At 49.6% G+C, this 25,549-nt stretch carries 22 protein-coding genes and 1 pseudogene; 10 read left to right on the top strand and 13 right to left on the bottom strand.

Features of this window, described 5'->3' with window-relative positions:
* Nucleotides 1-18: 18 nt before the first annotated feature.
* Genes pcoD through pcoA form a run of 4 tightly spaced genes read right to left on the bottom strand, consistent with a single transcriptional unit; the run spans nt 19 to nt 4,086 of the window.
* Nucleotides 19-897: a copper resistance inner membrane protein PcoD gene (gene pcoD / locus HV345_RS24520; RefSeq protein WP_230586310.1), complete on the bottom strand. Its 879-nt coding sequence runs from the start codon at nt 895-897 to the stop codon at nt 19-21.
* A 55-nt stretch (nt 898-952) separates the two neighbouring features.
* Nucleotides 953-1,333, bottom strand: a complete 381-nt coding sequence (gene pcoC / locus HV345_RS24515) for a copper resistance system metallochaperone PcoC (protein WP_032951225.1) — start codon at nt 1,331-1,333, stop codon at nt 953-955.
* 39 nt (nt 1,334-1,372) lie between these two features.
* Entirely contained in the window at nt 1,373-2,263 is an 891-nt protein-coding gene (gene pcoB, locus HV345_RS24510; RefSeq protein WP_074147394.1) for a copper resistance outer membrane transporter PcoB, read from the bottom strand.
* A 5-nt stretch (nt 2,264-2,268) separates the two neighbouring features.
* Nucleotides 2,269-4,086 carry a multicopper oxidase PcoA gene (gene pcoA / locus HV345_RS24505; protein WP_181636714.1) on the bottom strand — a complete coding sequence of 606 codons (1,818 nt, stop codon included), beginning with the start codon at nt 4,084-4,086 and terminating at the stop codon, nt 2,269-2,271.
* A gap of 227 nt (nt 4,087-4,313) precedes the next feature.
* On the opposite strand from pcoA, the gene HV345_RS24500 reads away from it, so the two are divergent.
* Nucleotides 4,314-4,763, top strand: coding sequence for a hypothetical protein (locus HV345_RS24500; protein WP_008786776.1), 450 nt, complete (start codon nt 4,314-4,316; stop codon nt 4,761-4,763).
* A 268-nt stretch (nt 4,764-5,031) separates the two neighbouring features.
* The gene (locus HV345_RS24495; RefSeq protein WP_032951218.1) at nt 5,032-5,769 is read left to right on the top strand and encodes a peptidoglycan DD-metalloendopeptidase family protein; all 738 of its coding nucleotides are present in this window, start codon (nt 5,032-5,034) and stop codon (nt 5,767-5,769) included.
* A gap of 33 nt (nt 5,770-5,802) precedes the next feature.
* Here HV345_RS24495 and HV345_RS24490 read toward each other — a convergent pair whose 3' ends face one another.
* The 7 genes from HV345_RS24490 to silC all read right to left on the bottom strand — a co-directional run bounded on the left by HV345_RS24490 (nt 5,803) and on the right by silC (nt 15,457).
* Nucleotides 5,803-6,000 (bottom strand): DUF2933 domain-containing protein, encoded by a 198-nt coding sequence (locus HV345_RS24490; protein WP_000843494.1) that lies wholly within the window; start codon nt 5,998-6,000, stop codon nt 5,803-5,805.
* A gap of 40 nt (nt 6,001-6,040) precedes the next feature.
* Nucleotides 6,041-8,509: an Ag(+)-translocating P-type ATPase SilP gene (gene silP / locus HV345_RS24485; protein ID WP_141711933.1), complete on the bottom strand. Its 2,469-nt coding sequence runs from the start codon at nt 8,507-8,509 to the stop codon at nt 6,041-6,043.
* A 97-nt stretch (nt 8,510-8,606) separates the two neighbouring features.
* The gene (locus HV345_RS24480) at nt 8,607-9,047 is read right to left on the bottom strand and encodes a DUF411 domain-containing protein (RefSeq protein ID WP_048227249.1); all 441 of its coding nucleotides are present in this window, start codon (nt 9,045-9,047) and stop codon (nt 8,607-8,609) included.
* Between the two features lie 86 nt (nt 9,048-9,133).
* Nucleotides 9,134-12,280 (bottom strand): Cu(+)/Ag(+) efflux RND transporter permease subunit SilA, encoded by a 3,147-nt coding sequence (gene silA, locus HV345_RS24475; protein ID WP_023321963.1) that lies wholly within the window; start codon nt 12,278-12,280, stop codon nt 9,134-9,136.
* Nucleotides 12,281-12,290: 10 nt separating this feature from the next.
* Nucleotides 12,291-13,574: an efflux RND transporter periplasmic adaptor subunit gene (locus tag HV345_RS24470; protein ID WP_048227250.1), complete on the bottom strand. Its 1,284-nt coding sequence runs from the start codon at nt 13,572-13,574 to the stop codon at nt 12,291-12,293.
* Between the two features lie 112 nt (nt 13,575-13,686).
* Nucleotides 13,687-14,040: a cation efflux system protein CusF gene (gene cusF / locus HV345_RS24465; RefSeq protein WP_048227251.1), complete on the bottom strand. Its 354-nt coding sequence runs from the start codon at nt 14,038-14,040 to the stop codon at nt 13,687-13,689.
* A gap of 31 nt (nt 14,041-14,071) precedes the next feature.
* Nucleotides 14,072-15,457 (bottom strand): Cu(+)/Ag(+) efflux RND transporter outer membrane channel SilC, encoded by a 1,386-nt coding sequence (gene silC / locus HV345_RS24460; RefSeq protein WP_048227252.1) that lies wholly within the window; start codon nt 15,455-15,457, stop codon nt 14,072-14,074.
* Nucleotides 15,458-15,646: 189 nt separating this feature from the next.
* On the opposite strand from silC, the gene silR reads away from it, so the two are divergent.
* The 4 genes from silR to HV345_RS24440 all read left to right on the top strand — a co-directional run bounded on the left by silR (nt 15,647) and on the right by HV345_RS24440 (nt 18,969).
* Nucleotides 15,647-16,327: a copper/silver response regulator transcription factor SilR gene (gene silR, locus HV345_RS24455; protein ID WP_048227253.1), complete on the top strand. Its 681-nt coding sequence runs from the start codon at nt 15,647-15,649 to the stop codon at nt 16,325-16,327.
* Nucleotides 16,320-17,795 carry a copper/silver sensor histidine kinase SilS gene (gene silS / locus HV345_RS24450; RefSeq protein ID WP_048227254.1) on the top strand — a complete coding sequence of 492 codons (1,476 nt, stop codon included), beginning with the start codon at nt 16,320-16,322 and terminating at the stop codon, nt 17,793-17,795. The genes silR and silS overlap by 8 nt, the downstream gene beginning before the upstream one ends.
* A gap of 233 nt (nt 17,796-18,028) precedes the next feature.
* Nucleotides 18,029-18,460 carry a silver-binding protein SilE gene (gene silE, locus HV345_RS24445; protein ID WP_048227255.1) on the top strand — a complete coding sequence of 144 codons (432 nt, stop codon included), beginning with the start codon at nt 18,029-18,031 and terminating at the stop codon, nt 18,458-18,460.
* A gap of 158 nt (nt 18,461-18,618) precedes the next feature.
* A complete protein-coding gene (locus HV345_RS24440; RefSeq protein ID WP_048227256.1) occupies nt 18,619-18,969 on the top strand; it encodes a DUF305 domain-containing protein in 351 nt (116 codons plus the stop codon).
* A gap of 337 nt (nt 18,970-19,306) precedes the next feature.
* On the opposite strand, the pseudogene HV345_RS24435 reads toward HV345_RS24440, so the two are convergent.
* A pseudogene (locus tag HV345_RS24435) lies at nt 19,307-19,459 on the bottom strand (IS200/IS605 family transposase); the annotation flags it as partial.
* Between the two features lie 56 nt (nt 19,460-19,515).
* Between HV345_RS24435 and HV345_RS24430 the strand changes: the two are divergent.
* Nucleotides 19,516-20,628, top strand: a complete 1,113-nt coding sequence (locus tag HV345_RS24430) for an RNA-guided endonuclease TnpB family protein (RefSeq protein WP_063145599.1) — start codon at nt 19,516-19,518, stop codon at nt 20,626-20,628.
* Nucleotides 20,629-20,734: 106 nt separating this feature from the next.
* On the opposite strand, the gene HV345_RS24425 is transcribed toward HV345_RS24430, so the two are convergent.
* Nucleotides 20,735-21,643, bottom strand: a complete 909-nt coding sequence (locus tag HV345_RS24425; RefSeq protein WP_063145600.1) for an HNH endonuclease — start codon at nt 21,641-21,643, stop codon at nt 20,735-20,737.
* 1,293 nt (nt 21,644-22,936) lie between these two features.
* Between HV345_RS24425 and HV345_RS24420 the strand changes: the two genes are divergently transcribed.
* The 3 genes from HV345_RS24420 to HV345_RS24410 all read left to right on the top strand — a co-directional run bounded on the left by HV345_RS24420 (nt 22,937) and on the right by HV345_RS24410 (nt 25,539).
* Nucleotides 22,937-23,881 (top strand): hypothetical protein, encoded by a 945-nt coding sequence (locus tag HV345_RS24420; RefSeq protein WP_048227259.1) that lies wholly within the window; start codon nt 22,937-22,939, stop codon nt 23,879-23,881.
* A 4-nt stretch (nt 23,882-23,885) separates the two neighbouring features.
* On the top strand, nt 23,886-24,662 hold the full coding sequence (locus HV345_RS24415; RefSeq protein WP_048227271.1) for a site-specific integrase: 777 nt from the start codon (nt 23,886-23,888) through the stop codon (nt 24,660-24,662).
* A 280-nt stretch (nt 24,663-24,942) separates the two neighbouring features.
* Nucleotides 24,943-25,539 carry a DUF2913 family protein gene (locus HV345_RS24410; RefSeq protein WP_048227261.1) on the top strand — a complete coding sequence of 199 codons (597 nt, stop codon included), beginning with the start codon at nt 24,943-24,945 and terminating at the stop codon, nt 25,537-25,539.
* The last annotated feature ends 10 nt before the right edge of the window (nt 25,540-25,549 follow it).

Here is a 25,549-nt window from a genome sequence, read left to right as displayed (position 1 = left end):
TAAAAATATTACGGATCACTAGCTTGCCTGAGACGGAGCAAGCGTTCCTAGCCAAGATACAGCCCCCAGAATGGCGACCGCAACGAAGAATTCTGTCAGGATGCTGTTTCGCATCATGGCAACGCTGCGAACATAATTCCCTTCCCTGACCATAACTTCAAGGCGGGGGCCAAGGTGAAACCGGTTTGCTGCAGCCAGCAGAAGCATCAGAACAAACAGAGCCGTTTTAGCAAGCAATATGCCCCCCCAGGCACTGTTGAACAAGGGGGTTAAGTTACCTTCAGCAATATACAGATAGTTGACCAGCGCACTCAGGATCAGAGCCACAACAATCACCGTTCCTGCGGTTGCAAATTTTGCCAGAGAGTCAGATATCACACTGACGCTCTGTGCATTATGCGCGTTTCTGCGCATCAGCAGGATAGCAAATGCAACCAGAGCACCTGTCCAGGCACCTGCAGCGCCGAGATGAGTTAGATCGCCCAGTAAATGGAGGTAGTAATGCAGACCGTCATGCATGACGGCGTGTCCTCCCCAGGCAAGTGTAGCCAGCGCCACGCCCCCACTCATCGTCATTAGCAGGCAGGACAATACTCTCTTATTAGTGTAAAGGAACAAAGCACCGAGTGTGGTAAACAGGGCACAGAGCCTGACAATCCAGCTAATACCTACATCAGTTTCTTCTATAACCATCTCGATAATATGGATGGATAATTCTCTGAGATCAGTTACTCCGCTCATGGCATTAGATACCAGGAGCATATTAATGCCAGTAAGAATGATGCCTGCAACAACAGCAAAGGTTATAAACGACCTGAAATTAGTCAGGTTATACGCTTCATGTCTTACACCGCTTATTCCATATATCTGAAAAAATGGCAATCCAAATATTACCATCAAATCAAGATAAAGAAGAAAACGAATAACAATCATAATCAGTTCGTTCATGATATTACTTCACTGTGAAAGTGTAATTACCGGTAATCGGGTGCGTATCTGAAGAAACCGCGCGCCAGTCAACACGATAAGTGCCAGCGGGTAAAGGTTCTCGCGGAATAATGACCATCGATTTAGGGTCAGCGCCTGGTGCCACTTTTGCCGCGACTGGCATCGGAGAATGTGATGACATGCCTTTCATACCCGTCATCGTTAATTTTGCACCTGAGAATTTCACGGTCAGATTTTCCGTGAAATTTAGCTGAATCTTTTCCGGGGCCGCTACAGCTGAATCAGCCTGTGGAACCGAGCTTTTTAATTCCGGATGGGCCATAGCAGAAAAAGCGACGCCCAGAACCAGGCCACCTGTAAGAGTGGCTTTATGTAAAATCGACATATTATTTACCTGTTTAGTTGAGTGTTTTAAGTCAATGCATTAAAACCAGATTCTGGCTCCCGCCAGGAATACTACCTGATGGTCTTTCTCACCCTCTCTTTTCGCCATATCGGATGTTTTCCCGTAAAGCTGATTCCAGGAGACGCCTACATAGGGTGCAAACTCGCGGCGTATTTCATAGCGCAACCGGAGCCCCAGCTCTGTGTCAGCTAATCCCCTGCCGCGCCCCCGCGATTCATCATCCTGACTGTAGAAATTCACCTCATAGGATGGCTGGAGTATGAGCCGGTTAGTAAGTAAAACGTCGTATTCTCCTCCCAGACGCAGAGCGGCTTTTCCACCATTACTGACAAAACCCGTAATTTCAGACTCAAAATTATAGAGCGCAAGTCCCTGAAAACCGACAGCAGCCCAGGTCTGGGCTGACTCAGGTCTGAATTCCTGCCTGACACCCGCAACCAAATCCCACCATGGGCCAACCGCATGTCCCCAGAGTAACTGGGCTTCTGCCGTCTCTGTTTTTCCCCCGCTTCGTTCACCTTCGCTCTTTAGCCAAAGCCGGTCTGTGTCGCCTCCGATCCAGCTGTTAACGCTCCAGCTGAAATTGTTGCTGTTATCCGACCGTTGCCATTCAAGCTGATCCAGCAGAACCAGATAATTAATTGCACTGTCGTGAATTGCATGCCCCTGTAAATTGCCGAATGCAGCCTTTCGGTCGGCATTGGTAACTGGCGGAATTGGCGTTCTGCTCTCTGTCACAACGGGCTCCATGGACGTCATCTCAGTGAAGTTCTCATCCGCTGACATCTGCATAGCTGACATGTCGTGCCCGGCGTGGGGGTCTGCAGACACTGAGCCCGCTGCGATCGAAACCTGTGAGGTAAACAAACCGGCGAACAAAACCGGTATGGCCTTAAAATTTCTCTTCATTCGCATCATTCCTCCACCCGAACTTCACGAAACATTCCCATTTCCATGTGATAGAGCAAATGGCAGTGATATGCCCAGCGGCCAAGCGCATCTGCTGTCACTCTGTAACTGCGTTTGGTACCAGGAGGAACATCTATTGTATGTTTACGCACCATGAAATTACCGTTTTCATCTTCCAGATCGCTCCACATACCATGCAGGTGAATGGGGTGAGTCATCATGGTATCGTTGACCAGCGTGATTCTGAGTCGCTCACCGTATTTCAGCAGCACAGGTGCGGCATCGGAAAACTTAATGCCATTAAATGACCAGGCAAACTTTTCCATGTGCCCGGTTAAATGCAGTTCTATCGTTCGTCCGGGTTCACGTCCGTCAGGATCCTCAAAGCGGCTTTTCAAATCCGCGTACGTGAGAACCTTTCTTCCGTTATTTCGAAGACCAATACCCGGATCGTTTAATTTCGAAGAGACGCTCATCGCCTGCATATCAACCAGCGGGTTATCCGTTTCTGACGCAGGATGACTTTGCATTCCCGGCATTCCGGCCATCTGGGAATGATCCATACCGGCCATGTTGCTGTGGTCCACTGGCGCGGAGGATGTCCCGCTTTCCGGCAGGTCAGCGCCATCCATAGACATCATCTGTCCGCTGTTATCCATGCCTCCCATCTGGCTGTGATCCATTCCTGCCATATCATGTCCCATTCCTCCCATACCCATATCTTCCATGGTCAGAAGAGGACGAGGATCGAGAGCGGGAACGGCAGCACTTAACCCCTCTCTTGTGGCCAGAGTCCCGCGAGCGTAACCGGTTCTGTCCATGGATTGTGCGAAGATGGTATAGGCCTCACCCTGCGGCTCCACGATGACATCATAGGTTTCGGCAACTGCAATCCTGAATTCGTCAACGGTGACCGGATTGACATACTGACCATCTGCAGCCACAACCGACATTTTGAGCCCGGGAATGCGGATATCGAAATAGGTCATTGCCGAGCCGTTGATAAACCGTAAGCGTATTTTTTCACCCGGACGGAACAGTCCGGTCCAGTTTTTCAGCGGGGCCTGTCCGTTCATGAGATAGGTGTAGGTGTAACCGCTGACATCCGCGAGGTCAGTTGGATTCATTTTCATTTCAGCCCACATTTTCCGATCGGCAATGGTGGCTGACAGCCCCCTGGTATTCACATCACGGAAAAAAGAGCCAACGGTTGGTTTATTGAAATTGTAGTAATCCGACTGTTTTTTTAATTTTTTCAGCAGATGCTGAGGATTTTCATCGGTCCAGTCAGACAACATGATCACATGCTCACGATCGTAAGCAAAAGGTTCAGGCTCCTGGGCATCGATAATAATGGCACCGTATACCCCTTCCTGTTCCTGAAGACCGGAATGGCTGTGGTACCAGTAAGTCCCGTTCTGCTTAACCTTGAAGGTGTAGACGTAGGTGTCATCAGGCTCGATGCCCATAAAACTCAGTCCCGGTACACCATCCATATTGGCCGGAAGAATAATGCCGTGCCAGTGAATGGATGTCTGCTCATTGAGCCGGTTTTTGACCTTCAGGGTAATAGTTTCACCTTCTTTCCAGCGAAGGACGGGCCCCGGCAGGCCGCCATTGATGGTTTTGGCCTGGCGCTGACTGCCGGTGATATTGACGGTCGTTTCACCAATGGTCAGGTCAAACTGAGTACCCTCCAGGGATGCTGCAGGTGGCAGGCTCAGACTGGAACGTGCATTGAAGCTCCATACGCCAAGACTTCCGGCTACACCAGAGAGGGTCAACCCCTTCAGGAAAGTTCGTCGAGACGTTTTGAGTTGCATGGCGATCCCTTAATTAAAATATGGTTAATGGCAGAGATAGAGAACCGATTTGAATTAGATTCATTCTCCTGCAATGAAATGAAGCTAGCACACCTTACAAAACAAATTCATTACAATTGTGTAATGTAACTGGCTATATTACATTTATGTCATCTTTCCCACGTGTCTGTTATTTTTATATATGATTATGTGAGCCTCTTTTTATTTGTCAGGAAAGGTATTTTATTATGAAAACATTAATTGCTGTCACTGCGTTAACCTCTTTATTATCCGGGGCGGTTTTTGCCCAGTCCAGTAACATTGCGCACGACGCACATCGTTTCGTCAATAATGCCTCTGCAATTTCCCATGTGAACGCGGCTACGCATGAACAGAATACTGATGAAAAAAATAAAGATATAGCGACTCCGTTTTCTGAAATGAATGAACATGAAAGAGCTATTATTGCTCATTCATTTATGAATAATAGCGCTTCTTATCCACATCAAAAAATGATTGAGGAACATAAAAAAATGCTGAACGAAAGTGAAGCAAACACAAAAAACTTATCCTTTAGCGAACTGAATGCCGGTGAGAAAGCTGCACTTATACATGAGAGTGTCAATAATGCAGGTGCCGAAGCTCATCAAATACAGGCAAAAAAACTTCGAGAATTGTATGAAAGCGGCAAGCAGTAAGCGACTTCTGCTCCCCCCTGGGATGAGGTGACGATTTTACTGGCAGGTCACTATGCGGGGTTACGGCATAGTGACCTGCATAATTAACGCTACTCATCACTATCGGGCCTGTCATACAGTTCCCAGAGCTTCAGGAGCAAACGGGAAACAAGATATGTTACAAAAATGATGACCATCAACGGTGCTCCCGATTAACTGACAGATGACACGCCTCCAGAAAACCCCTAGCATACGCCGCAGTGTTCATGCTAACGGCGAATTCCAGTAAATGTATTCTACCGATGTCGTAAAAGAAAATGCCTACCTTTCAGCCACCCGCTCGGGCCTGGAATCGAACGAGATCGCTACCCTTCAGCGCTCTTTGCCTTCCCGGTTTAATCTTCGGCATTTGAAAAAAAATGAATCATTAAAACTCGTACTGCAAAAGAAAGCGGGAAAATCACGTGTCGTAGCCTATAAATTTACGTCCGGTTCATTTAATTACACGGCGTATCGTATATCAGACAAAAAGTTCTATAACCTTTCCGATACTTCCGGGAAAGGCAGTCTCGATTATCCGTTACCGACCACAGCAAGACTAAGTTCGCCTTTCAATCCTGCAAGACTTAACCCGGTATCGGGAAAAGTGAGTCCCCATAATGGCATTGATTATTCCATGCCCATGAACACGAAAATAGTTAGCGTCATCGACGGAAAAATCACCCGGGCCGAATACAACAGTACTATGGGATATTTTGTTGAAGTAACGGGAAAAGCCGGTGTTAAAACTCGCTATCTCCACCTCAATAAAATACTCGTTACTAAAGGGGCCAGGGTTACCCGGGGAGGCGCTATTGCGTTATCCGGTAACAGCGGACGTTCATCCGGTCCTCATCTACATTACGAGCTGGTCATCAATAACAATCCTGTTAACTCGCTGGCGTTCCGGGCAGCGGTACCCGCTGATAACAAACTCGAACAGCATGCCTTTGCGCATGCCAGAGACTACGAACGATACCTGGACTGATAACGGGACCGCGACGCGGCCCCGTCTGCCGGATTAATTTTTTTTATCGTTTTCACTTCCGTGATGTTGATGATCTCCATGCCCTCCGTGTCCGTGGAAAAGATGCATTAGCGGGCAGACCAGCAATAACAGATATGGCCAGTAACCTGCCACATGTGACCAGTGTTCGCGCAGGAGGGCAAATGCCGCGATCGCGGCGACTGCAATAAGAGCATAAGTTGTACTTTTCATTCCGGACTCCTTCTGTTCGTAACTGGCTCTTCATTCAGGGTTATTTCCCGAGCCTGACCCTTTTCAGACGCAACGCATTTACAATGACGCTGACGGAGGAAAGAGCCATGGCCGCCGCCGCAATAACTGGCGACAGCAGTATTCCATATACCGGGTAAAGCAGACCAGCAGCCACGGGCACGCCAAGTGCGTTGTAGATAAATGCAAAAAACAGATTCTGCCGGATATTTGTCATGGTGATTTCTGACAGATGACGTGCTCTGTTCAGTATCATCAAATCGCCTTTGAGAAGGGTAACGCCGGCACTTTCTATTGCCACATCTGTACCCGTTCCCATGGCTATACCCACGTCAGCCGCCGCCAACGCCGGGGCATCATTCACACCGTCTCCGGCCATCGCAACCACATGACCAGACTCTTTCAGTCGGGTTATCACTGCTTTTTTGCCATCAGGCAGAATCCCGGCTTCAACCTCATCTATTCCCAGTTTCCGTGCGACTGCTTCAGCAGTAAGCTGGTTATCCCCGGTGAGCATAACAATGCGGATCCCCGCCTGACGTAACGCTTTTAGCGCATCCGGCGTAGTTGCTTTCACGGGATCCGAGATAGCTATCAGGCCTGCAAGGTGCCCGTCTGTAGCCACATAGATAACGGTAGCGCCTTCCATCCGCAACGTATCTGCAACGGCCTTTTGATTATCAATAACGATCCTGTTTTCCTGCATAACCAGCTCATTACCGATAACAACCCGTTGACCTTCAACATCGCCTGAGACACCTTTACCCGACGGGGCATTGAAATTAGTGACTGCGGGTATCGCGATCCCCTTTTCCTGTGCTGCTTTAACTACTGCCATACCCAGCGGATGCTGCGAGCCTTTTTCCACTGCGGCCGTTACACGTAAAAGAGATGTTTCACCACCCGGACTGAGACTGATAATCCCTGTCACCGTCGGCGCACCTTCCGTGAGCGTGCCTGTTTTATCGACAACCAGCGTGTCCACTTTTTCAAGGCGCTCCAGCGCTTCGGCATTCTTGATTAACACCCCGGCCTGGGCTCCTTTGCCTACCCCCACCATTATCGACATCGGCGTGGCCAGCCCAAGCGCACAGGGACAGGCAATAATCAGGACCGATACAGCAGCAATCAGACCGTGCGCTACCTTGGGCTCGGGCCCCCAGACAGACCAGATCACGAAAGCAACAACCGCGATAAGTATCACCAGAGGAACAAACCAGCCTGAGACGCTGTCAGCCATTCTCTGGATGGGGGCACGCGAACGCTGTGCATCAGCGACCATCTGAACAATTCGTGAGAGCATCGTTTCATCACCGACTTTCTCTGCACGGATGATAAGACTACCTGTCTGATTAATGGTCCCGCCGATGACAGGGTCACCCTCCGTTTTGGTAACCGGCATTGACTCCCCGGTTACCATCGATTCATCAATGGCTGTTTTGCCTTTGATCACGATACCGTCGACCGGAACACTCTCTCCAGGCCTGATGCGGAGCTTATCGCCAGGCAGGACATCTTCAGCATTAATGTCCGTTTCATGACCATCATCATCCAGTCGTCTGGCGGTTTTGGGAGCAAGGTTCAGAAGTGCGGTAATGGCGCCCGACGTTTGTTCCCTTGCGCGTAATTCAAGGACCTGTCCCAGCAGAACAAGCACCGTGATAACAGCGGCGGCTTCAAAATAAACGGCCACCAGGCCATCCATGTTTCTGAACGATGCAGGAAACCAGGAAGGGAAGACGGTTGCAATGACGCTGTACACCCAGGCTACACCGGTCCCCATTGCAACGAGAGTAAACATATTCAGGGAGCGGTTACGCAACGACATTCCGGCCCGGGCGAAGAATGGCCAGCCACACCACAACACGACAGGAGAGGCCAGAAGTAACTGCAGCCACGTGTTGTACTGTGGCGGTACTGTATTCCTCAAAGCGGGAAACAGATGAGATCCCATTTCGAGTATCAGAACCGGAAACGCCAGCAACAACCCCAGCCAGAAGCGTCTTGTCATGTCGCGAAGTTCATCACTCGGCCCCGTGGATGCCGTGGCTACGAGCGGTTCCAGTGCCATTCCACAGACAGGACAGCTTCCGGGACCACTACGGCGTATCTCCGGGTGCATCGGACATGTCCACACACCTCCAGAAGTATCTTTCTCCGCCTGGTGGTGAGGCTGTTTTATCTGATCAGGGTTGACTTCGTGGTGATGGTGATGGGAACGTTCACTGGCATCTTCGGTAAGATAACGATCGGGATGGGCTTTAAATTTGCTCTCACAGCTGGCGGAGCAGAAATAAAGCTGATAGTCCTGGTATCGAATGCTGCTGTGCGCCTTATCGGGCAGGATTTCCATCCCGCACACGGGATCTCTCACCTTATGCAATACGTGACTCTCGTCCGGGGATAATGTCTGTTCAGAAGCACTCTGGTTGTTGTGTTGCACTGCATTGTCATTTTTCACAGTAACTCTCCTTATGCATACCTGAAGCATCTTCTGTCTTCAGGGTATGTCATGGATGCGATTACCACGAATGTCGCCGGCACAGGAGTGCTTGCTGCCGGCGTCCCGTTATCAGCCGTTCCGCTGACTATTCGATTCGCTGGAAGACTATTTTACTTCCATCCGGTGAGAATGCGATAACATCGTAAGCCTCTTTCCGGGCTCCCATCTCCATTCCCGGACTTCCTGCAGGCATACCGGGGGTGGCGAGACCGTGTATACCCGAACCAGACTGCATTGCTTTATGTATCGTTGTCGCAGGCACATGGCCTTCAATGATCAAATTACCGGCAACCGCGGTATGACAACTTCGTAGTCCTGCAGGAACAGCATGCTTTTCTTTCAGGGCTGACAGCGCCTGATCATTCATGACGTGAGTTCGCACTTCAAACCCGTCTTTTTCCATCGCCTTGCCCCACAGGGAACAACAGCCACAGTTTTCAGATTTGTACATATCAATCACTTTTTCACTCGCCATCGCAGGCAGTGAAAGGCCGAGAGCCAGGACCATTAGAACCACTTTTTTCATACTCACCTCTGTATATTATCGATATAAACCCTGACGTCAGGGTGAATCTGTACAGAAGGGCACCCATATGGGGCGCCCTTTCAGGGTTATGACACGCTTTTTTTATGTCTGCGCAGCCAGATTAGTTTGTAGGCGGCAGGAATAATGAACAGGGACAGCAGCGGAGCCGTGATCATCCCACCAATCATGGGGGCCGCAATACGGCTCATGACTTCCGAACCTGCGCCGGTTCCCCAGAGTATGGGCAGCAGACCCGCAATGATCACCGCCACGGTCATGGCTTTCGGCCGGACACGCAGTACGGCACCATGATAGAGGGCTTCATCAAGACCTTCCGGTGTGAACGTCTCTTTACGGGACAATTCCGGGTGAGCTTCAATGGCATGACGCAGATACATCAGCATGACCACGCCAAACTCTGCTGCCACCCCTGCCAGGGCGATAAACCCGGTTCCTGTCGCCACAGACATATGGAAGCCCTGCCAGTACAGGAACCATATCCCACCAACCAGTGCAAACGGCAGACTCATCAGGATAAGTAAGGCCTCATCTGCTCGACGGAATGCCAGATACAACAGGATGAAAATAATCATCACCGTCATTGGTACCATCAGCTTCAGTTTCTTGTTGGCGTGTTCAAGCAGTTCAAACTGGCCGGAGAATGACACGCTGGTACCCGGTCTAAGTTTCACCTTCTGACTGATAGCCGTTTTAATGTCATTAACCACCGACACCATATCCCTGCCACGCGCGTCAATGTAAATCCAGCTGGCTGGACGGGCATTTTCCGTTTTCAGCATAGTCGGCCCTGAAACGACCTTAATATCCGCGACATCGGCCAGCGTGATCTGCTGCTTCATCGGGGTCAGGATCGGCATCTGTTTCAACGCATTTGGACTGTTCCGGTAATCCTGCGGATAGCGGATATTAATCGGGTATCGGGCCACGCCTTCCACCGTTTCTCCTACCATCGCGCCGCCGATGGCTGATGAGACGAAGAGCTGGACATCACCTACCGTCATACCGTAGCGGGAGGCTTTTTCCCGGTTGATATCGATATCGATGTAGCGCCCGCCCTCTAGTCGCTCAGCCAGGGCAGACACCACGCCCGGCACGGTTTTGGCTACCGTCTCGATACTCTGTGCCGTTGCATCGATATCGGACAGAACAGTCCCGGATACCTTGATACCTATCGGGCTTTTGATCCCGGTTGAGAGCATATCAATACGGTTACGGATTGGCGGCACCCAGAGGTTTGCCAGACCCGGTAAACGGACGGTCTTGTCGAGTTCGTCAATAATCTTGTCAATCGTCATGCCTGGACGCCACTGATCCTCAGGTTTGAGCTGGATCGTGGTTTCCACCATTTCGAGCGGCGCGGAATCCGTTGCGGTCTCTGCTTTACCGGTCTTGCCAAATACAGAGGCCACTTCAGGAACGCTTTTGATTAACTTGTCCGTCGTCTGCAGGAGTGCTGCAGCTTCTGCCGGAGAGACTCCCGGCAACGTCGACGGCATGTACAACAGGTCGCCTTCGTTAATCTTCGGCAGAAACTCACCGCCCACCTTACTCAGTGGCCAGATAACGGTGAAAATGGACAAGGCCGCAACCAGCAGTGTTGTTTTTGGCCAGTGAAGAACCCGCAACAGCAACGGATGATATGCTTTAATCAGCAGCCGGTTCAGAGGGTTACTGGTCTCTGCAGGAATTTTCCCCCGGATCCAGAATCCCATCAAAATCGGAATGACGATGATGGCCAGCGCGGCCGCACCCGCCATGGAATAGGTTTTCGTGAACGCCAGTGGGCCAAACAGGCGCCCTTCCTGCCCTTCCAGGGTGAAGATAGGAATAAAGGACAGGGTGATAATCAGCAGGCTGATAAATAGCGCGGGGCCTACTTCCACAGAGGCGTTAGTAATGACTTTCCAGCGGGTTTCGTTGTCAATCTGGACTCCCGGATGCTGATGATCCCACTCCTCAAGCCGTTTATGCGCATTTTCAATCATCACAATGGCGGCATCCACCATCGCACCGACGGCAATCGCTATCCCTCCCAGCGACATGATATTGGCGTTCAGTCCCTGGAAGTGCATGACGATAAAGGCGATACACAGGCCAAGTGGCAGAGAAATAATCGCCACCAGGGCAGAACGTACGTGCCACAGGAACAGGGCGCAGACAATAGCCACTACGATAAACTCTTCCAGGAGTTTGTAGCTGAGGTTATCAATGGCCCGGTCGATTAACTGGCTGCGATCGTAGGTGGTCACGATCTCAACGCCTTCCGGCAGGCTGGCCTTCAGCGTATCCAGTTTATCTCTCACAGCGGTGATAACGTCGCGCGCATTTTTACCCGACCGCAGGATCACCACGCCGCCGGCGACTTCCCCTTGTCCGTTAAGCTCGGCAATACCGCGCCGCATTTCTGGCCCGGTCTGCACGCGGGCAACATCCCGCAGATAAACCGGCACGCCGTTCTCGCCGGTTTTCAGTACGATATTATTGAAATCATCAATGCTCTGAAGATATCCGCTGGCACGGACCATGTACTCGGCTTCCGCCATTTCAACGGATGAGCCACCGGCTTCCTGGTTAGACGATTCAAGGGCCTGCTTAACCTCTGGCAGGCTGATACCGTACTGGGACAGCTTTACCGGATTCACTTGGATCTGGTACTGTTTCACCACGCCGCCCACCGAGGCCACCTCTGCCACGTTCGGGATGGTTTTCAGCTCAAACTTCAGGAACCAGTCCTGCAGGGAACGCAATTCAGAAAGATCGTGTTTTCCGCTGCGATCGACCAGCGCATATTCAAAAATCCAGCCCACACCCGTGGCATCAGGGCCAATTTCAGAGCTCACACCGGCAGGCAGTTTTCCCTGAACCTGATTCAGGTATTCCAGCACGCGAGAACGGGCCCAGTAGAGATCGGTCCCGTCTTCAAAAATGACATATACATATGAATCACCAAACTGAGAAAACCCGCGCACGGTCTTTGCACCAGGGACGGACAGCATGGTGGTGGTAAGCGGATAAGTGACCTGGTTTTCTACAATCTGCGGAGCCTGACCGGGATAGCTGGTTTTAATTATGACCTGCACATCTGACAGGTCAGGCAAGGCATCAACCGGTGTGTTAATAATCGTCCATGTGCCCCAGATGCTGAGAAACAGGGCTCCCATCATGACCAGGAAACGGTTGGCGACAGAGCGCCGGATAATCCATTCAATCATCGTCGTCTCCTCAGTGCCCTGAATGCATATTGACAGGCTGATCAGGCATGGCTGGCATACTGTTTTCTGTTTTTTCAGGGTGACGCATACGTTCAAGTGCGCCCGTAATGTTGGCTTCGGAGTCAATGAGGAACAGGCCGCTGACTACTACGGTATCGCCTTCATTCAGACCGGAGCCAATGCCGGACTGTTGCTGTGATTCATGCAGAACGTGGATCCGCTTCGGCACAAACTGGCCTTCACCATCGACAGTAATCACGCGCTGTTCTTTACCGGTATCAATAACGGCCTGGCTTGGTATCAGCAGCATCTCCTGGCTCTGGGTATTCAGTTTCAGATAGGCATTCATGCCCGGCTTGAGAAACTCATCCTTATTAGAAACCTGGAGACGGACCTGAAGCGTACGGGTTGTCTGGTCAACGCTGGGAAGAATGTTCCATTTTTCGACATGGAATGTTTTATCCGGATAAGCCGGTACCGAAATTTCAAACTGCGACGTATCTTTCAGTAGATAGGCGATAGATTCTGGTACGGCAGCACTGATCCAGACCGGGTCCATTCCCTGGATCTGAGCCACGACTTTATCTTTCGAAATATTCATTCCGGTACGCAGGTCAAACGCAGTAATGACACCATCAATAGGTGCTTTAATGGTAAAGCGGGTCTGGATTGTGCGGGTTGAACGCAGCCTCTGTATATCCTCTTCCGGCATGCCAGCCAGACGAAGCCGCTCCAGTACCCCCTTCAACTGTGTCGGAGTACCGGCGGTCCCGGATAACAGCAGGAACTCACTTTGTGCCTCGACCCATTCAGGAATGGTGATATCGATAAGCGGAGTGCCTTTCTTTACATGATCGCCAATCGTCAGGGGATACACTTTTTCGACAAAACCGTCAGAACGCGCCTGCACAATGACAAACTGATATTCGTTATAACTGACGTTAGCCGGAATAGTCTGGGAGTAATTCAGTGCTCCACGAGCGACTTTCTGTGTTTTTAATCCCAGGTTCTGAACCTGAGTTGGGTCAATGCGGATCCCGCTACTGCTGTTACTTTCGTTTTCGTCCGCATATTTTGGAATCAGATCCATATCCATGAAGGGGGATTTACCCGGTTTGTCAAATTTAGTATCTGGTTTCATTGGGTCATACCAGAAAAGAACCTTGCGTTCTGACGCTGTCTTTTCTGTCTTTTCTGCTGAATGTATATAATTCCAGGCAGTAACAGATATCAGCCCTCCTGCTATGAGGCTGCTGATAATCATTGCAGCATATTTTATCTTTAAAGAAGCCATACAATTTCTCGCTGAAAAATCAAATTCCTGAACTATGCACCTGGCCATTAATTCATCGTGAAGGCTTTGTTATTTTACAGGCACATAGGATGTATTCGTTCCAGACTGTCAATCAGGATTGCGTATCTTTAATACTTTTAAGTAAAGAGACATTACCCTGCTGAACAAACGAAAAATCAACGTGGCTGCCAGCTTTCAAAGCCGTGATACTCACATCAGGATTGATAAAGGTAAAACGCATGGTCATTGCTGGCCAACCGACTGCAGGAATAGCCTCATGGGAAATAGTGATCTTTTTACTCGATAGATCAATATCTTTTACAATTCCCGTTCCCTCGATAACTTTCTGTGGCATGGCATCGTCGGCGGTATTCATCTCTCCGTGCTGATGTGCTTCAGCATGAAGGCCGGCAGAAAACATGACGGAGAGAGCACCAAATACAACCGCTTTAATTGAATTACGCATTTTTAATTTCCTGATTGTTTAATTAGCAAAATTACTCTACCCAGCCGCCACCCAATGCGGTGAACAGATTAATTTCATTAACCTGTCGTGAATAGGTAAGATCGAGAATAGCTTGCTGTGTTGTGAACAAAGAACGTTCAGCATCCAGTACTTCTATGTAACTGACCGCACCACTGGAATATAATCCTCTGGCGCGCTGGAGCGTTATCTGGAGTGAGTCGAGATAACGCTGCTGTGCCTCAAGCTGCTGGCTAAGGCTGTCCCGCAGCGCAAGCGTGTCGGAAACATCCTTAAATGCTGACTGAATTTTTTGTTCGTAATTAACCACCGATTGTTGCTGGCGAATTTCAGCCAGTTTCAGATTGGCTTTGTTCCTTCCGGCATTAAAAATAGGAATTTCAATTTTAGGGATAAAATTCCACATTCCGCTCGCGGGAGTGAAAAGGCTGGATAATTCCGTGCTGCTTGTCGAAAGCCCACTCGTCAGCGAAATGGACGGGAAAAAGGCTGCTCGCGCTGCGCCAATGCTGGCATCAGCGGCTTTTAGCTGGTATTCCGCTTCCATGATATCCGGGCGCTGCAGCAAAATTTGTGAGGACAGGTTTGGTGGCAGTTTTACTGGTGCGATTTCACCGCTGGCCATCCCTTTTTCTGACGGTAGTGCACGGTACGTGCCCAGCACAAGTTGCAGGGCATTGTTTGCCTGTGCCAGATCGCCTTCTCTTTTGGCTATTTCTGCTCGGGTGCTTTCGATTTGTCCTCTGGCCTGTTCAAGCGCCAGGACGTTCGTACTCCCGGTCACCAGCTGTTGCTCAACAAAACCATAGGACTGTTCATAATTCTTGAGCGTTTCACGCGCGATACGGAGTTGTTCATAAGCCAGTTGCTGGCTGAAATAGCTCTGTGAAACGCTGGAGACCAGCAGGATGTGTACGGCCCGACGGGCTTCTTCGCTGGCAAAATAGTTCTGGCGGTCAGCTTCACTCATGTTCTTAAGCTTGCCGAAAAAATCGAGCTCATAGCTGAGCTCCATTCCCGCATCGTATTCCTGTGTCGTCGGTTTGTCGCCTTTCAGTCCACCGCTATATGTTATCCCGGAGGAGGCATTCAGCTGTGGGTAACGATCTGCATCCGTGACGTTGAACTGTGCCCGGGCCTCTTCAACCTTCAGGGTGGCCATTCTCAAATCACGGTTATTATTCAGGGCTTCAGTAATCAGCCGGGTAACCTGGGGATCGACAAAAAAGTTACGCCAGCCTGTATCCTGATAGCTACTCACTGCTGGCGTGAGGCTGTTACGGGACAGTGAAAACTGCTGGGGTACCGGTGCTGCCGGGCGCTGGTATTCAGGTGCCAGAGAGACACAGCCTGCAAGGATGAATATCGTGCTGATGCTAAGTAATTTTAATTTGAACATAACGCTTCTCGTCCAGGCCGACCTGGTAAATGGTTCAAATGAAGTCCAGATTATTGATAGGGATACTATACCGAACGCTCTCTGTTTGTCGGGTGACAGGATAATGACAATGTTGTCATTTTTGCTGTAATCCGTTGATATCGATCGTGGGTGCAATAGAATGACATTAGCAGCCAGCCGGGGAGTAAGATGAAAATATTGATCGTCGAAGACGAAATTAAAACAGGTGAATATCTCAGCAAGGGGCTTACAGAGGCAGGGTTCGTAGTGGATCACGCTGATAATGGTCTTACCGGATATCATCTCGCCATGACAGCTGAGTATGATTTAGTCATCCTGGATATCATGCTGCCTGATGTCAACGGCTGGGATATCATCCGTATGCTGCGCACTGCCGGAAAGGGGATGCCAGTCCTACTGCTGACGGCCCTCGGCACAATTGAACACAGGGTCAAAGGACTTGAGCTGGGTGCGGACGATTATCTGGTTAAACCCTTTGCGTTTGCCGAACTTCTCGCCAGGGTGAGAACCCTTCTGAGGCGGGGTAACACGATGATCACCGAAAGCCAGTTTAAGGTGGCTGACCTCTCGGTTGATCTCGTCTCCAGAAAAGTCAGTCGTGCCGGGAACCGTATTGTGCTCACCAGTAAGGAGTTCAGCCTGCTGGAATTTTTCATTCGCCATCAGGGAGAAGTTCTGCCCCGCTCCCTGATTGCCTCCCAGGTCTGGGACATGAATTTTGACAGTGACACTAACGCGATTGATGTCGCAGTAAAACGACTTCGCGCTAAAATAGACAACGATTATGAGACAAAGCTGATCCAGACAGTCCGGGGCGTGGGCTACATGCTGGAGGTCCCCGATGCGTAACAGGTTGTCCAGACGGCCTTTCTCACTCGCTCTCAGACTGACCTTTTTTATCAGCCTGTCTACGATACTGGCTTTTATTGCCTTTACCTGGTTTATGCTGCATTCCGTTGAAAATCATTTCGCCGAGCAGGACGTCAGCGATCTTCAACAAATCAGCACCACACTGAACCGTATATTGCAGTCTCCGGCAGATCCTGATGAAAAAAAAGTAAGCAAAATAAAGGAATCGATTGCCAGCTACCGCAACGTTGCCTTTTTGCTCCTTACACCCCAGGGAGAGGTGCTCTTTAGTTCAGCGCAGGGGGCAGCACTACGCCCGGCCGTGAATTCAGCAGATTTTAGCGAGCACAGCCGCGCACGGGATGTCTTTCTCTGGACGGTGGAGGATCCTGCGAGACCGATGGATACCGGGTCTGAAATGAAGATGGAAACATACCGGATTATCGCCTCCTCTGGCCAGGCGATATTTCAGGGCAAACAGCAGAACTATGTCATGCTGACTGGCCTCTCGATTAATTTCCATCTCCATTACCTCGATGCGCTGAAAAAAAACCTGATTGCAATCGCCGTCGTGATAAGCCTGCTGATTGTTCTGATCATTCGCATCGCTGTCCGTCAGGGGCACCTGCCCCTTCGTAATGTCAGCAATGCCATTAAAAGCATCACCTCCGAGAATCTTGATGCACGGCTGGAACCGACACGCGTTCCCATTGAGCTGGAGCAGCTGGTTATCTCGTTCAATCATATGATTGGAAAGATTGAGGATGTTTTTACCCGCCAGGCCAATTTCTCTGCCGATATCGCGCACGAGATCAGAACGCCCATCACCAATCTGGTGACACAGACTGAAATCGCGCTGAGTCAGGATCGAACCCAGAAGGAACTTGAGGATGTCCTCTATTCAAGCCTTGAAGAGTATAACCGGATGACCAAAATGGTCAGCGACATGCTGTTCCTGGCGCAGGCGGATAATAATCAGCTGATACCTGACAGGGTCCGGTTTGACCTCAGAGCAGAAGTCATGAAAGTCTTCGAGTTTTTCGAAGCCTGGGCCGAAGAACGCAATATCACGCTCAAATTTAACGGGATGCCCTGCCTGGTTGAGGGAGATCCACAAATGTTCAGAAGAGCGATCAATAATCTGTTATCCAATGCCCTGCGTTATACCCCGGAGGGACAGGCAATCACCGTCTCAATAAGAGAGCAAGAGAGTTTTTTTGACCTTGTGATTGAAAATCCGGGGAAACCAATCCCTGAAGAGCATTTATCAAGGCTGTTTGACCGTTTTTATCGGGTGGATCCGTCCAGACAACGAAAAGGAGAAGGCAGTGGCATCGGCCTTGCGATTGTGAAGTCAATCGTGGAAGCACATCACGGAAGAGTGCATGTGGAATCGGATATACGCTCAACACGTTTCATTTTATCTGTGCCCAGGCTGGAGAAAATGCTCCCGGATCCTCAACACTAAGAATAAAGATTTAAATGACAAAGATGTCATTAACCTGTCATGCAGCAAACAGAAGCCATTCGATATAATTAGTGCAACTTATCAGGAAGGCTGTTCTGTTCATATATGGCGTAGGATATGAATATACAGCTATCCCCCGAAGAATTACGCTCTCCCGAGTATTGTTCAGCGATGTAACTGAATACTCAGATCGTAATTCCCGGACATCACTAATTGAGAAATGGAGAATTACCATGAAAAATATCGTAATAGCAACTGTGTTTGGCTTTGGCTTAATTTCTACGGCATGGGCCACTGAAACCGTGAATATCCATGAGCGTGTTAATAACGCACAGGCTCCGGCTCATCAGATGCAGTCTGCTTCTGCACCTGTCGCGATCCAGGGTTCAGCCCCTCGGATGGCCAGTATGGACCAGCATGAACAAGCCATTATTGTCCATGAAACCATGAAGAATGGTTCAGCAGATGCGCACCAGAAAATGGTGGAAAGTCACCAGAAGATGACAGGAATCAACACCGTTGACGCTACCGGACCGTCAACATCGTACGCGGCGATGGATGAGCATGAAAGAGCCGCGGTTGCCCATGAATTCATGAATAATGGTCAGTCCGGCCCGCATCAGGCCATGGCCGAAGCACATCGTCGCATGAGCAAGGCTGGATGAGTTATGGTCTGTAGTGTTGTTGTGTGAGCGTGCTGTTACCCTTTCCTTGATAGAGTTTTCCTTAACCGGATATGTTGCTGCATTTTGCCCCCATCAGGGGGCTTTTTTATCTGACTCGGCTACAATTAACCGGTACCTACCTGAAAAGGATTGATTATATGAAAATCAAAACCGCATTTTTTGTTGTATCCATGTTATCTCTGCCGGCAATTTCCGCCGAACACTCTGAAATGAAAATGTCTGATATGTCTCCATCAGCATCGTCACAGGAATATATGACAGGCATGAAAGACATGCATAACAAAATGATGACTGCCGTTAATGAGTCTGATCCCGACAAGGCCTTTGCAAAAGGTATGATTGCGCACCATGAAGGGGCAGTAGCCATGGCTGAGACCGAGCTTAAATACGGAAAAGATCCAGAAATGAGAAAGCTCGCGCAGGACATCATTAATGCTCAGAAAGGAGAAATCGATCTGATGAATAAATGGCTTGGCAGTAACAAATAACAATTGCAAAAGCGCCACGGCAAGCGTAATGTTAAATCACTCCCGGGCACGGGAGCCTGTTAAACGTTAATTAATTAAAACCCGATTGATTTCGGGTTTTTCATTTTAAAGACCCAAACTTATGTACTGAGCCGTGTGATATGCGCCTGAGCTAATTTTGCTTGCAGATTATCTCGCCAGTAATTACTCATCTTTATGGAACTTAGTTTTAAAGGAATTTCTATACCGGTCATCAACGTGGTATGCGCTCGTTGCTCATCCTCTTCTCTGGTCATGTGCTGTCAGCGCTCCAGGCTAGCTTTATCCGATGCGCCGTAAAACCCCGTCCTTCATGAACTGCACCCCAAAAGTTGGACACCAACTGAGCGATCATCTGTCCATCGAATAGTTTACGTCGATACTTTGTCGTAAAAATAAGGTGCACAACCAGTTTACTGACACTGTGGCGCTTGCGGAGGAAACCTGCCAATAAATCATCATGACCACTCAATTGATATATTCCATTAAGATGATAAAATAGAAGGATTATATCAACGAGCACTGACTATGTTAAGAGCTACAAAAGTACGCATTTATCCGACACCTGAACAGGCAGATTTTCTCAATGCTCAGTTTGGAGCGGTTCGCTTTGCGTACAACAAAGCTCTGCATATCAAGAAACACGCCTACCAGCGCCATGGTGTGAGTTTAAACCCCCGTAAAGACCTCAAGCCGTTGCTTGCGGTAGCAAAAAAATCCCGTAAATACGCATGGCTTAAAGCCTATGACTCTATGGCTTTGCAGCAGGCGGTAATTAACCTCGATGTGGCATTCTCCAACTTTTTCAATCCGAAACTGAAATCGCGTTTCCCGGCGTTCAAACGCAAAAACGGCAGACAATCGAGCTATCATTGTGTTGGTATAAAAGTCCTTGATAGTGCGATAAAAATACCGAAAATCTCACCGATCGAAGCGCGTTTACATCGTGAAACTGTGGGTACTGTGAAAAGTATCACTTTGAGCCGTAGCGCCACCGGGAAATATTACGCTTCAATACTTTGTGATGACGGAGCGGAGGCACCTGCAAAGCCAGCATTGATCTCAAATGTTACAGGCCTTGATATGGGCCTGTCGCACTACGCCATTAAATCGAATGGTGACAAAACCCCGAACCCCCGCTATCTCATCAACGCCAGTCGCAACCTGCGACGTAAACAGAAAGCGTTATCCCGTAAGAAAAAGGGTAGCGCTAACCGGCATAAAGCCCGCGTACAGCTTGCAGGAGTGCACGAACGGGTAGCCAATACTCGCGCTGACTTCCAGCACAAACTCTCCAGAACAATTGTTGACGAAAGCCAAGCGGTAATTGTGGAAACGCTGAAAGCAGCAAACATGATGAAAAACCACCATCTGGCACGAGCTATAGGCGATGCGGGATGGTCTGGATTCATCACAAAGCTGGAATACAAAGCAGCAGAGAAAGGCGTGCATCTGGTGAAGCTGGATCAATGGTTCGCCAGCTCAAAAACCTGTCACTGCTGTAGCCACAAAATGCCGGAGATGCCATTAAATAAACGCATCTGGCAATGTCCTGAATGCAGAGTTGAACATGACCGCGACATCAATGCGGCGATTAACATTGAACGCAGGGGCATACTGGAATTACAAGCGGCAGCCTGATTAAAACCGTCCAACTTTATGGGGTCAGTTCAGACAGGGCGGGGAGCAGTCACTATTTAGCCATTCATTACTAACAATAAAGTGAGGCATTACCCTCAATTGAAACTCACTTACTCCCCATTTTGTAAAAAAGAACCAGATTTTCTAGTGATATATCGATACCGACTTTTTTTAATAACCCCTCCCTCTCTGTATATATTTTCTCCAGCATATCTTCAAATCCCTGGCCCAGGTGGATTTGTTTATGGCAATTGCAACATAGCGAGATTATATTTTCTTCAACATCAAGAGAAATCTCAAAATGATCTTGCTTAGACATCGGGACGATGTGATGAGGTTCAGTGTAATTTAAGGGGGTATTTCGCCTTCTGAACGTTGGATGTTTGCTATCGACTTCACATCTGTAACCAGCTTTGTTTAGTGCGTTTTTTGATACAGCCTTATTCCTTGGGTACAAGCGCTCATTTTTAACTTCTATAGCATTTTTCCTGGGTTTAGCTTTTCCGCTATATTCAAATGTCTGAGCCTTGTCAAAATCATTATTTTCCTCTATGGCATTGATCAGTTCATCGTCCGAGTAAAACTCGCTGTTGGTGCTTTCATTCATACAGAAAAAATCTAATTCTTTAATTGCCTGAACAAGTTCTTCACGAATGGTCCATAAGTTTCTTTTTGGCTTTCCGTCAATTTCTTTACTCTTCATGACTGTAATGAATTTTGTGCCAGATGCTATTTTTCCGACTCCTTCAACCTCGAATCTGCCAAGCTTTTTTTGAACTCTTCCACCCAATCCATTAATAACACCATTAGCACTCATGCTGTGTAGGTCGTACTTCCTACCAATATCGAAACATGTGCAGGAATGATTTGGTTCAATGAACCATTTTTTTAACGCTACAATACTTTTTTCATCAAAAATATTTTTGTTCGCTAATAAATATTTCCATTCCTCCACACTGATATCAATGTCACAGACGTACTCTCCATTAATCACTTCACAAATTTTTTTAATCATATTCATTACCCTGTTATACAATAGTCACTCTGAAAATCTAAAACTCGATACTCGGCATTGTTGTGAAAGGGCTCTGTCTTTAAGTCCCGTGCTTTCTTTTTTTCCCCAGATCTGGAAAACTCTGGGGCCTGCAGTACCCCAAAGAGTTTGTTGCTGTGATTGCACATTTAAATAAGTCTCTTCTTGAACGATACCAGATCGACAGGCTGCGTCCCAATTTCACGGCCAGTTTATTCGGTCATTATCTCACCATTCATCGTTACCAACAAGGCAGAGGCATTACCCGTGACAAAGAAGCTGTCTCAGCTCAGCATTAATGACCTTCACTTTTTTGCGGCGCGGGTGTGAAGGCATTTTTGCTTAAAATGTTAACAATAAGCACGCGAGGGGGCGCTCCCTGGACTACTAGCATTTATTAATATAAATGACAGGTAAAGTTGCCTTAGCAGCAAATATCATGGAGCCGACAAAAGTAAAGCCGATGATGCCCTGGCCTGTTAAATTCTGATGGAAGGTAGCGGGGCCTTTGGGAGTAAAGACATCGATGGGTTAGGCTGGTTAAGTTGTTTGACTTGGCGGCGGGTTGTTGTATTCATCTCTCACTGAAAGCTGGCAGGGTCAGGTATCCCTGTCTTTTCTGAGCCTTTCCATCGTAGCGTACTTTGTAACCAGGTTGTTCCCGCCGGCTGAGATTTTTTCCGGGCCCCCTCAGGTGGTCAGAAAGACAACACGGCGGGTGAAATCTCCCCGGTGCATGATGCTCCGGTTATTATTGCGTGATGGGCAATAAAAAATAATCAGGATGACATAATTGCATTAATGACTTTAGTGTACATAATTCCGTCTTTTCATTGCTCATCATGCAGCAATCTGTCTTCCTTATTTCGCAGATCCGATTTCTGGCTGTTCCGGATCTTTCAGAACACTACCGGGGCGTGGCGGCAGAGAAACACAACATGTGCCACGTCAGCAGCTGCCTTTTCTTCTATATATAGTGTTTAACTCTTTCCCGTGACCCGGCATATAGTGACAGAAAAGACCGCTTCGCTTATTCAGTGACCGTGGTACACTTCCGGAAACCTCTTATATTCAGGAAAATCGGATCATCCGATAACCGCCGTCCGGTAATTTAACGACGTGACTGTTTTATTGCTTATCAAATGCACTTTTCTTTACTTGTATGCAAAAAGAATCATAATGTATACATATTATTCATTAATGGTAAATAAAGCCTCATGTTCGCTCCTGCATATTTTTACCGCCACTGAATACATTTTGTATAAGGAGGAAGTCATGGCGAAGATCCAGGCCAGAAATGTGGATGATGCGCTGTTTGCACGCATTGAGCAGTCAGCAATGAAAAATGAACGTTCCCTCGAAGGGGAGATCCGCCTGGCGCTGGCCAGACAGTATCCTGTCGGGACCATCTCACCCGCAATCCTCTCCAGCCGGCAACAGTGGCAGAAGGAATGTGGCGGGCGTCTGCGAGCCCTGTTTGATCGCCTGTCCGCTGACGGTTTTTTCCCCGGTTCAGGGCATGTCGGGCCGACACGCATCGCCGACCAGGTACGGATAGCACACTGGTTAAATGTATCCCCGGGACTGCTCCTGGACTGTATCGATGGCGCCGGCGAGTTAACCCTTGCTCTGGCTGAACGGATTGAAAGCCGGTTCGGCACCAGTGCAGACTGGCTGACCACCGGTGACGGGATGATGTTCCCGCTGGTGATACTGGGGACGTATTCCGGTGTCAGCTGGGAGGGATTTTTCTTCCCGGACGATGATGAACGGTATGTCTTTGAATTCATCCGCATCGATGGTGGGCGCCATGATGGCACCCTGATGGTCCTGCGCCAGCATGAGCAGAACGGTCGTATCACTGCCGGAGTGGTCACAGAGGCGTTTTTCCTCGGTGCCGGTATGGGGTCGGGGGGGTACGGAAACCTGAAAGAATTTTTGTTGTTCCTCAGACAACACTGCGGAAATCTAGTCATGAATACGTATGTGTTCTCCCCCCCGGAGCCGGATTTTGATTTCTGGTCCGTGATGGGACAGCACCATCCGGTCTGGTTCCGTGAAGCAAAGCGTCGTTCCCCTTCCTGCTGGCTGCAGCAGGTACTCAGTGGCGAAGATCCGGGGGGATGGTTTAAAGGCGGCTGGTCACTGGTACTGAAGGACGTGGCGGAAGCCCGGACTCAGGATGTTGCTGATGCGCGTGCGGCTGAACATAATGAGTAATCCCATGCTTCCGGCCCTGCCCGGCGTCTCTGTATTGTCCACGGCGCAGCTACCGGTGGCCATCGATTACCCGGCGGCGCTGGCCCTGCGCCAGATGGCGATTGTCCAGGATGAGCTCCCGAAATACCTGCTGGCACCGGAGATCAGCGCCCTGCTCCATTATGTCCCGGATCTGCACCGTAAGATGCTGCTGGCGACGCTCTGGAATACCGGCGCGCGTATTAATGAGGCGCTGGCTCTGACCCGAAGCGATTTTTCCCTGGCGCCGCCCTGGCCGTTTGTGCAGCTGGCTACCCTCAAACAACGGGCCGAGAAAGCGGCCAGAACGGCAGGCCGCGCGCCAGCCGGCATCCAGGCGCATCGCCTGGTTCCGCTTTCAGACAGCCAGTACATCAGCCAGCTGCAGATGATGGTGGCTACGCTGAAGATACCGCTTGAGCGACGCAATAAACGCACCGGCAGAACCGAGAAGGCCCGCATCTGGGACATCACCGACCGGACCGTGCGAACCTGGATCGGCGAAGCCGTTGATGCTGCTGCTGCCGACGGAGTAACGTTCTCGGTGCCGGTGACCCCGCATACGTTCCGCCATTCCTACGCCATGCATATGCTGTACGCTGGTATCCCGCTGAAGGTGCTGCAGAGTTTAATGGGACACAAGTCGGTCAGCTCGACAGAGGTGTATACGAAGGTGTTTGCGCTTGATGTCGCGGCGCGCCACCGGGTGCAATTTCAGATGCCGGAGACCGAGGCGGTGGCTATGCTGAAAGGCGCTCTATGAGTCCTGATAACGGCCTGCCGCGCCCGACGGGCTTGTCCAACCCCTCGTCGGTTCAGAAGCCAGTTCTGAACCGACGAGGGGTTTTCGGTGATGGCTGTGCTTGGGTTGGTTTTACCATTATGCAGAAATGTATCATTGCCGGGCCATCTGTTGTGCGGATGCAGGTGCAGGTGTTTCCGGATGCAACTCCGCCACTGTTTCGCTTAAACTACACTCAGCATGAACGTTAACAGGAAACCGCCAGCATTTTGCAGGCTGAATATAAGGATAAGGGAGCTGAGTGACGCTGACAGAAAAATCGGGCCATCTGGCATGGTGTGCCCTGGTGGCGCTTGCGCTGGCCAGACAAAACGGCAATGTGCTGTCACCGGCACAGGAAAACCTCTTTCTCACCCGCTGGCTGGCGACTGCGCTGAAGCAACGTCGTTTTTCGCGTGATGTCGCTCCCGACATCGAGTGGCTTCTGAAACAGGGGCGCCAGTTGGGTGTCGGTGCGAAGCTGTCCAGCAAACTGAATTACCTCTGGTGCTCCTGCATCGGCGAGCTGTCTGGGCAGAACGATCTATTCCGGCTGACATATGCCCTGGAAACCGTAAAAGACATGCGCTGGAACTACCACCTGCTAAGCGATCGGGAATGGTCCGGCCGGTATGCCGTTGCACTGAACGCTGGAGTAAACAGCGTTTATCTCTCCCGGTCTAATCTTGATGTCGCTTTTGATGATGATGGTCATCAGGTTAACCCACTGATGGCCCAGCTGACGGGGAATGTTGCAGGCGTGATCAAGCTGCTTAACCGATGTGGCTGGCAGGCGGTGTCAGCGCATGACGCCTCCCTGCCCCACCAGTTTACGCTGATGGCCAGACAGGGAGGATAAGAAAAGGATG

Source organism: Citrobacter sp. RHBSTW-00986, from assembly GCF_013783065.1.
Classification (GTDB): Bacteria; Pseudomonadota; Gammaproteobacteria; order Enterobacterales; family Enterobacteriaceae; genus Citrobacter; species Citrobacter braakii.
This window is presented reverse-complemented; position numbering and strand designations above follow the sequence as displayed.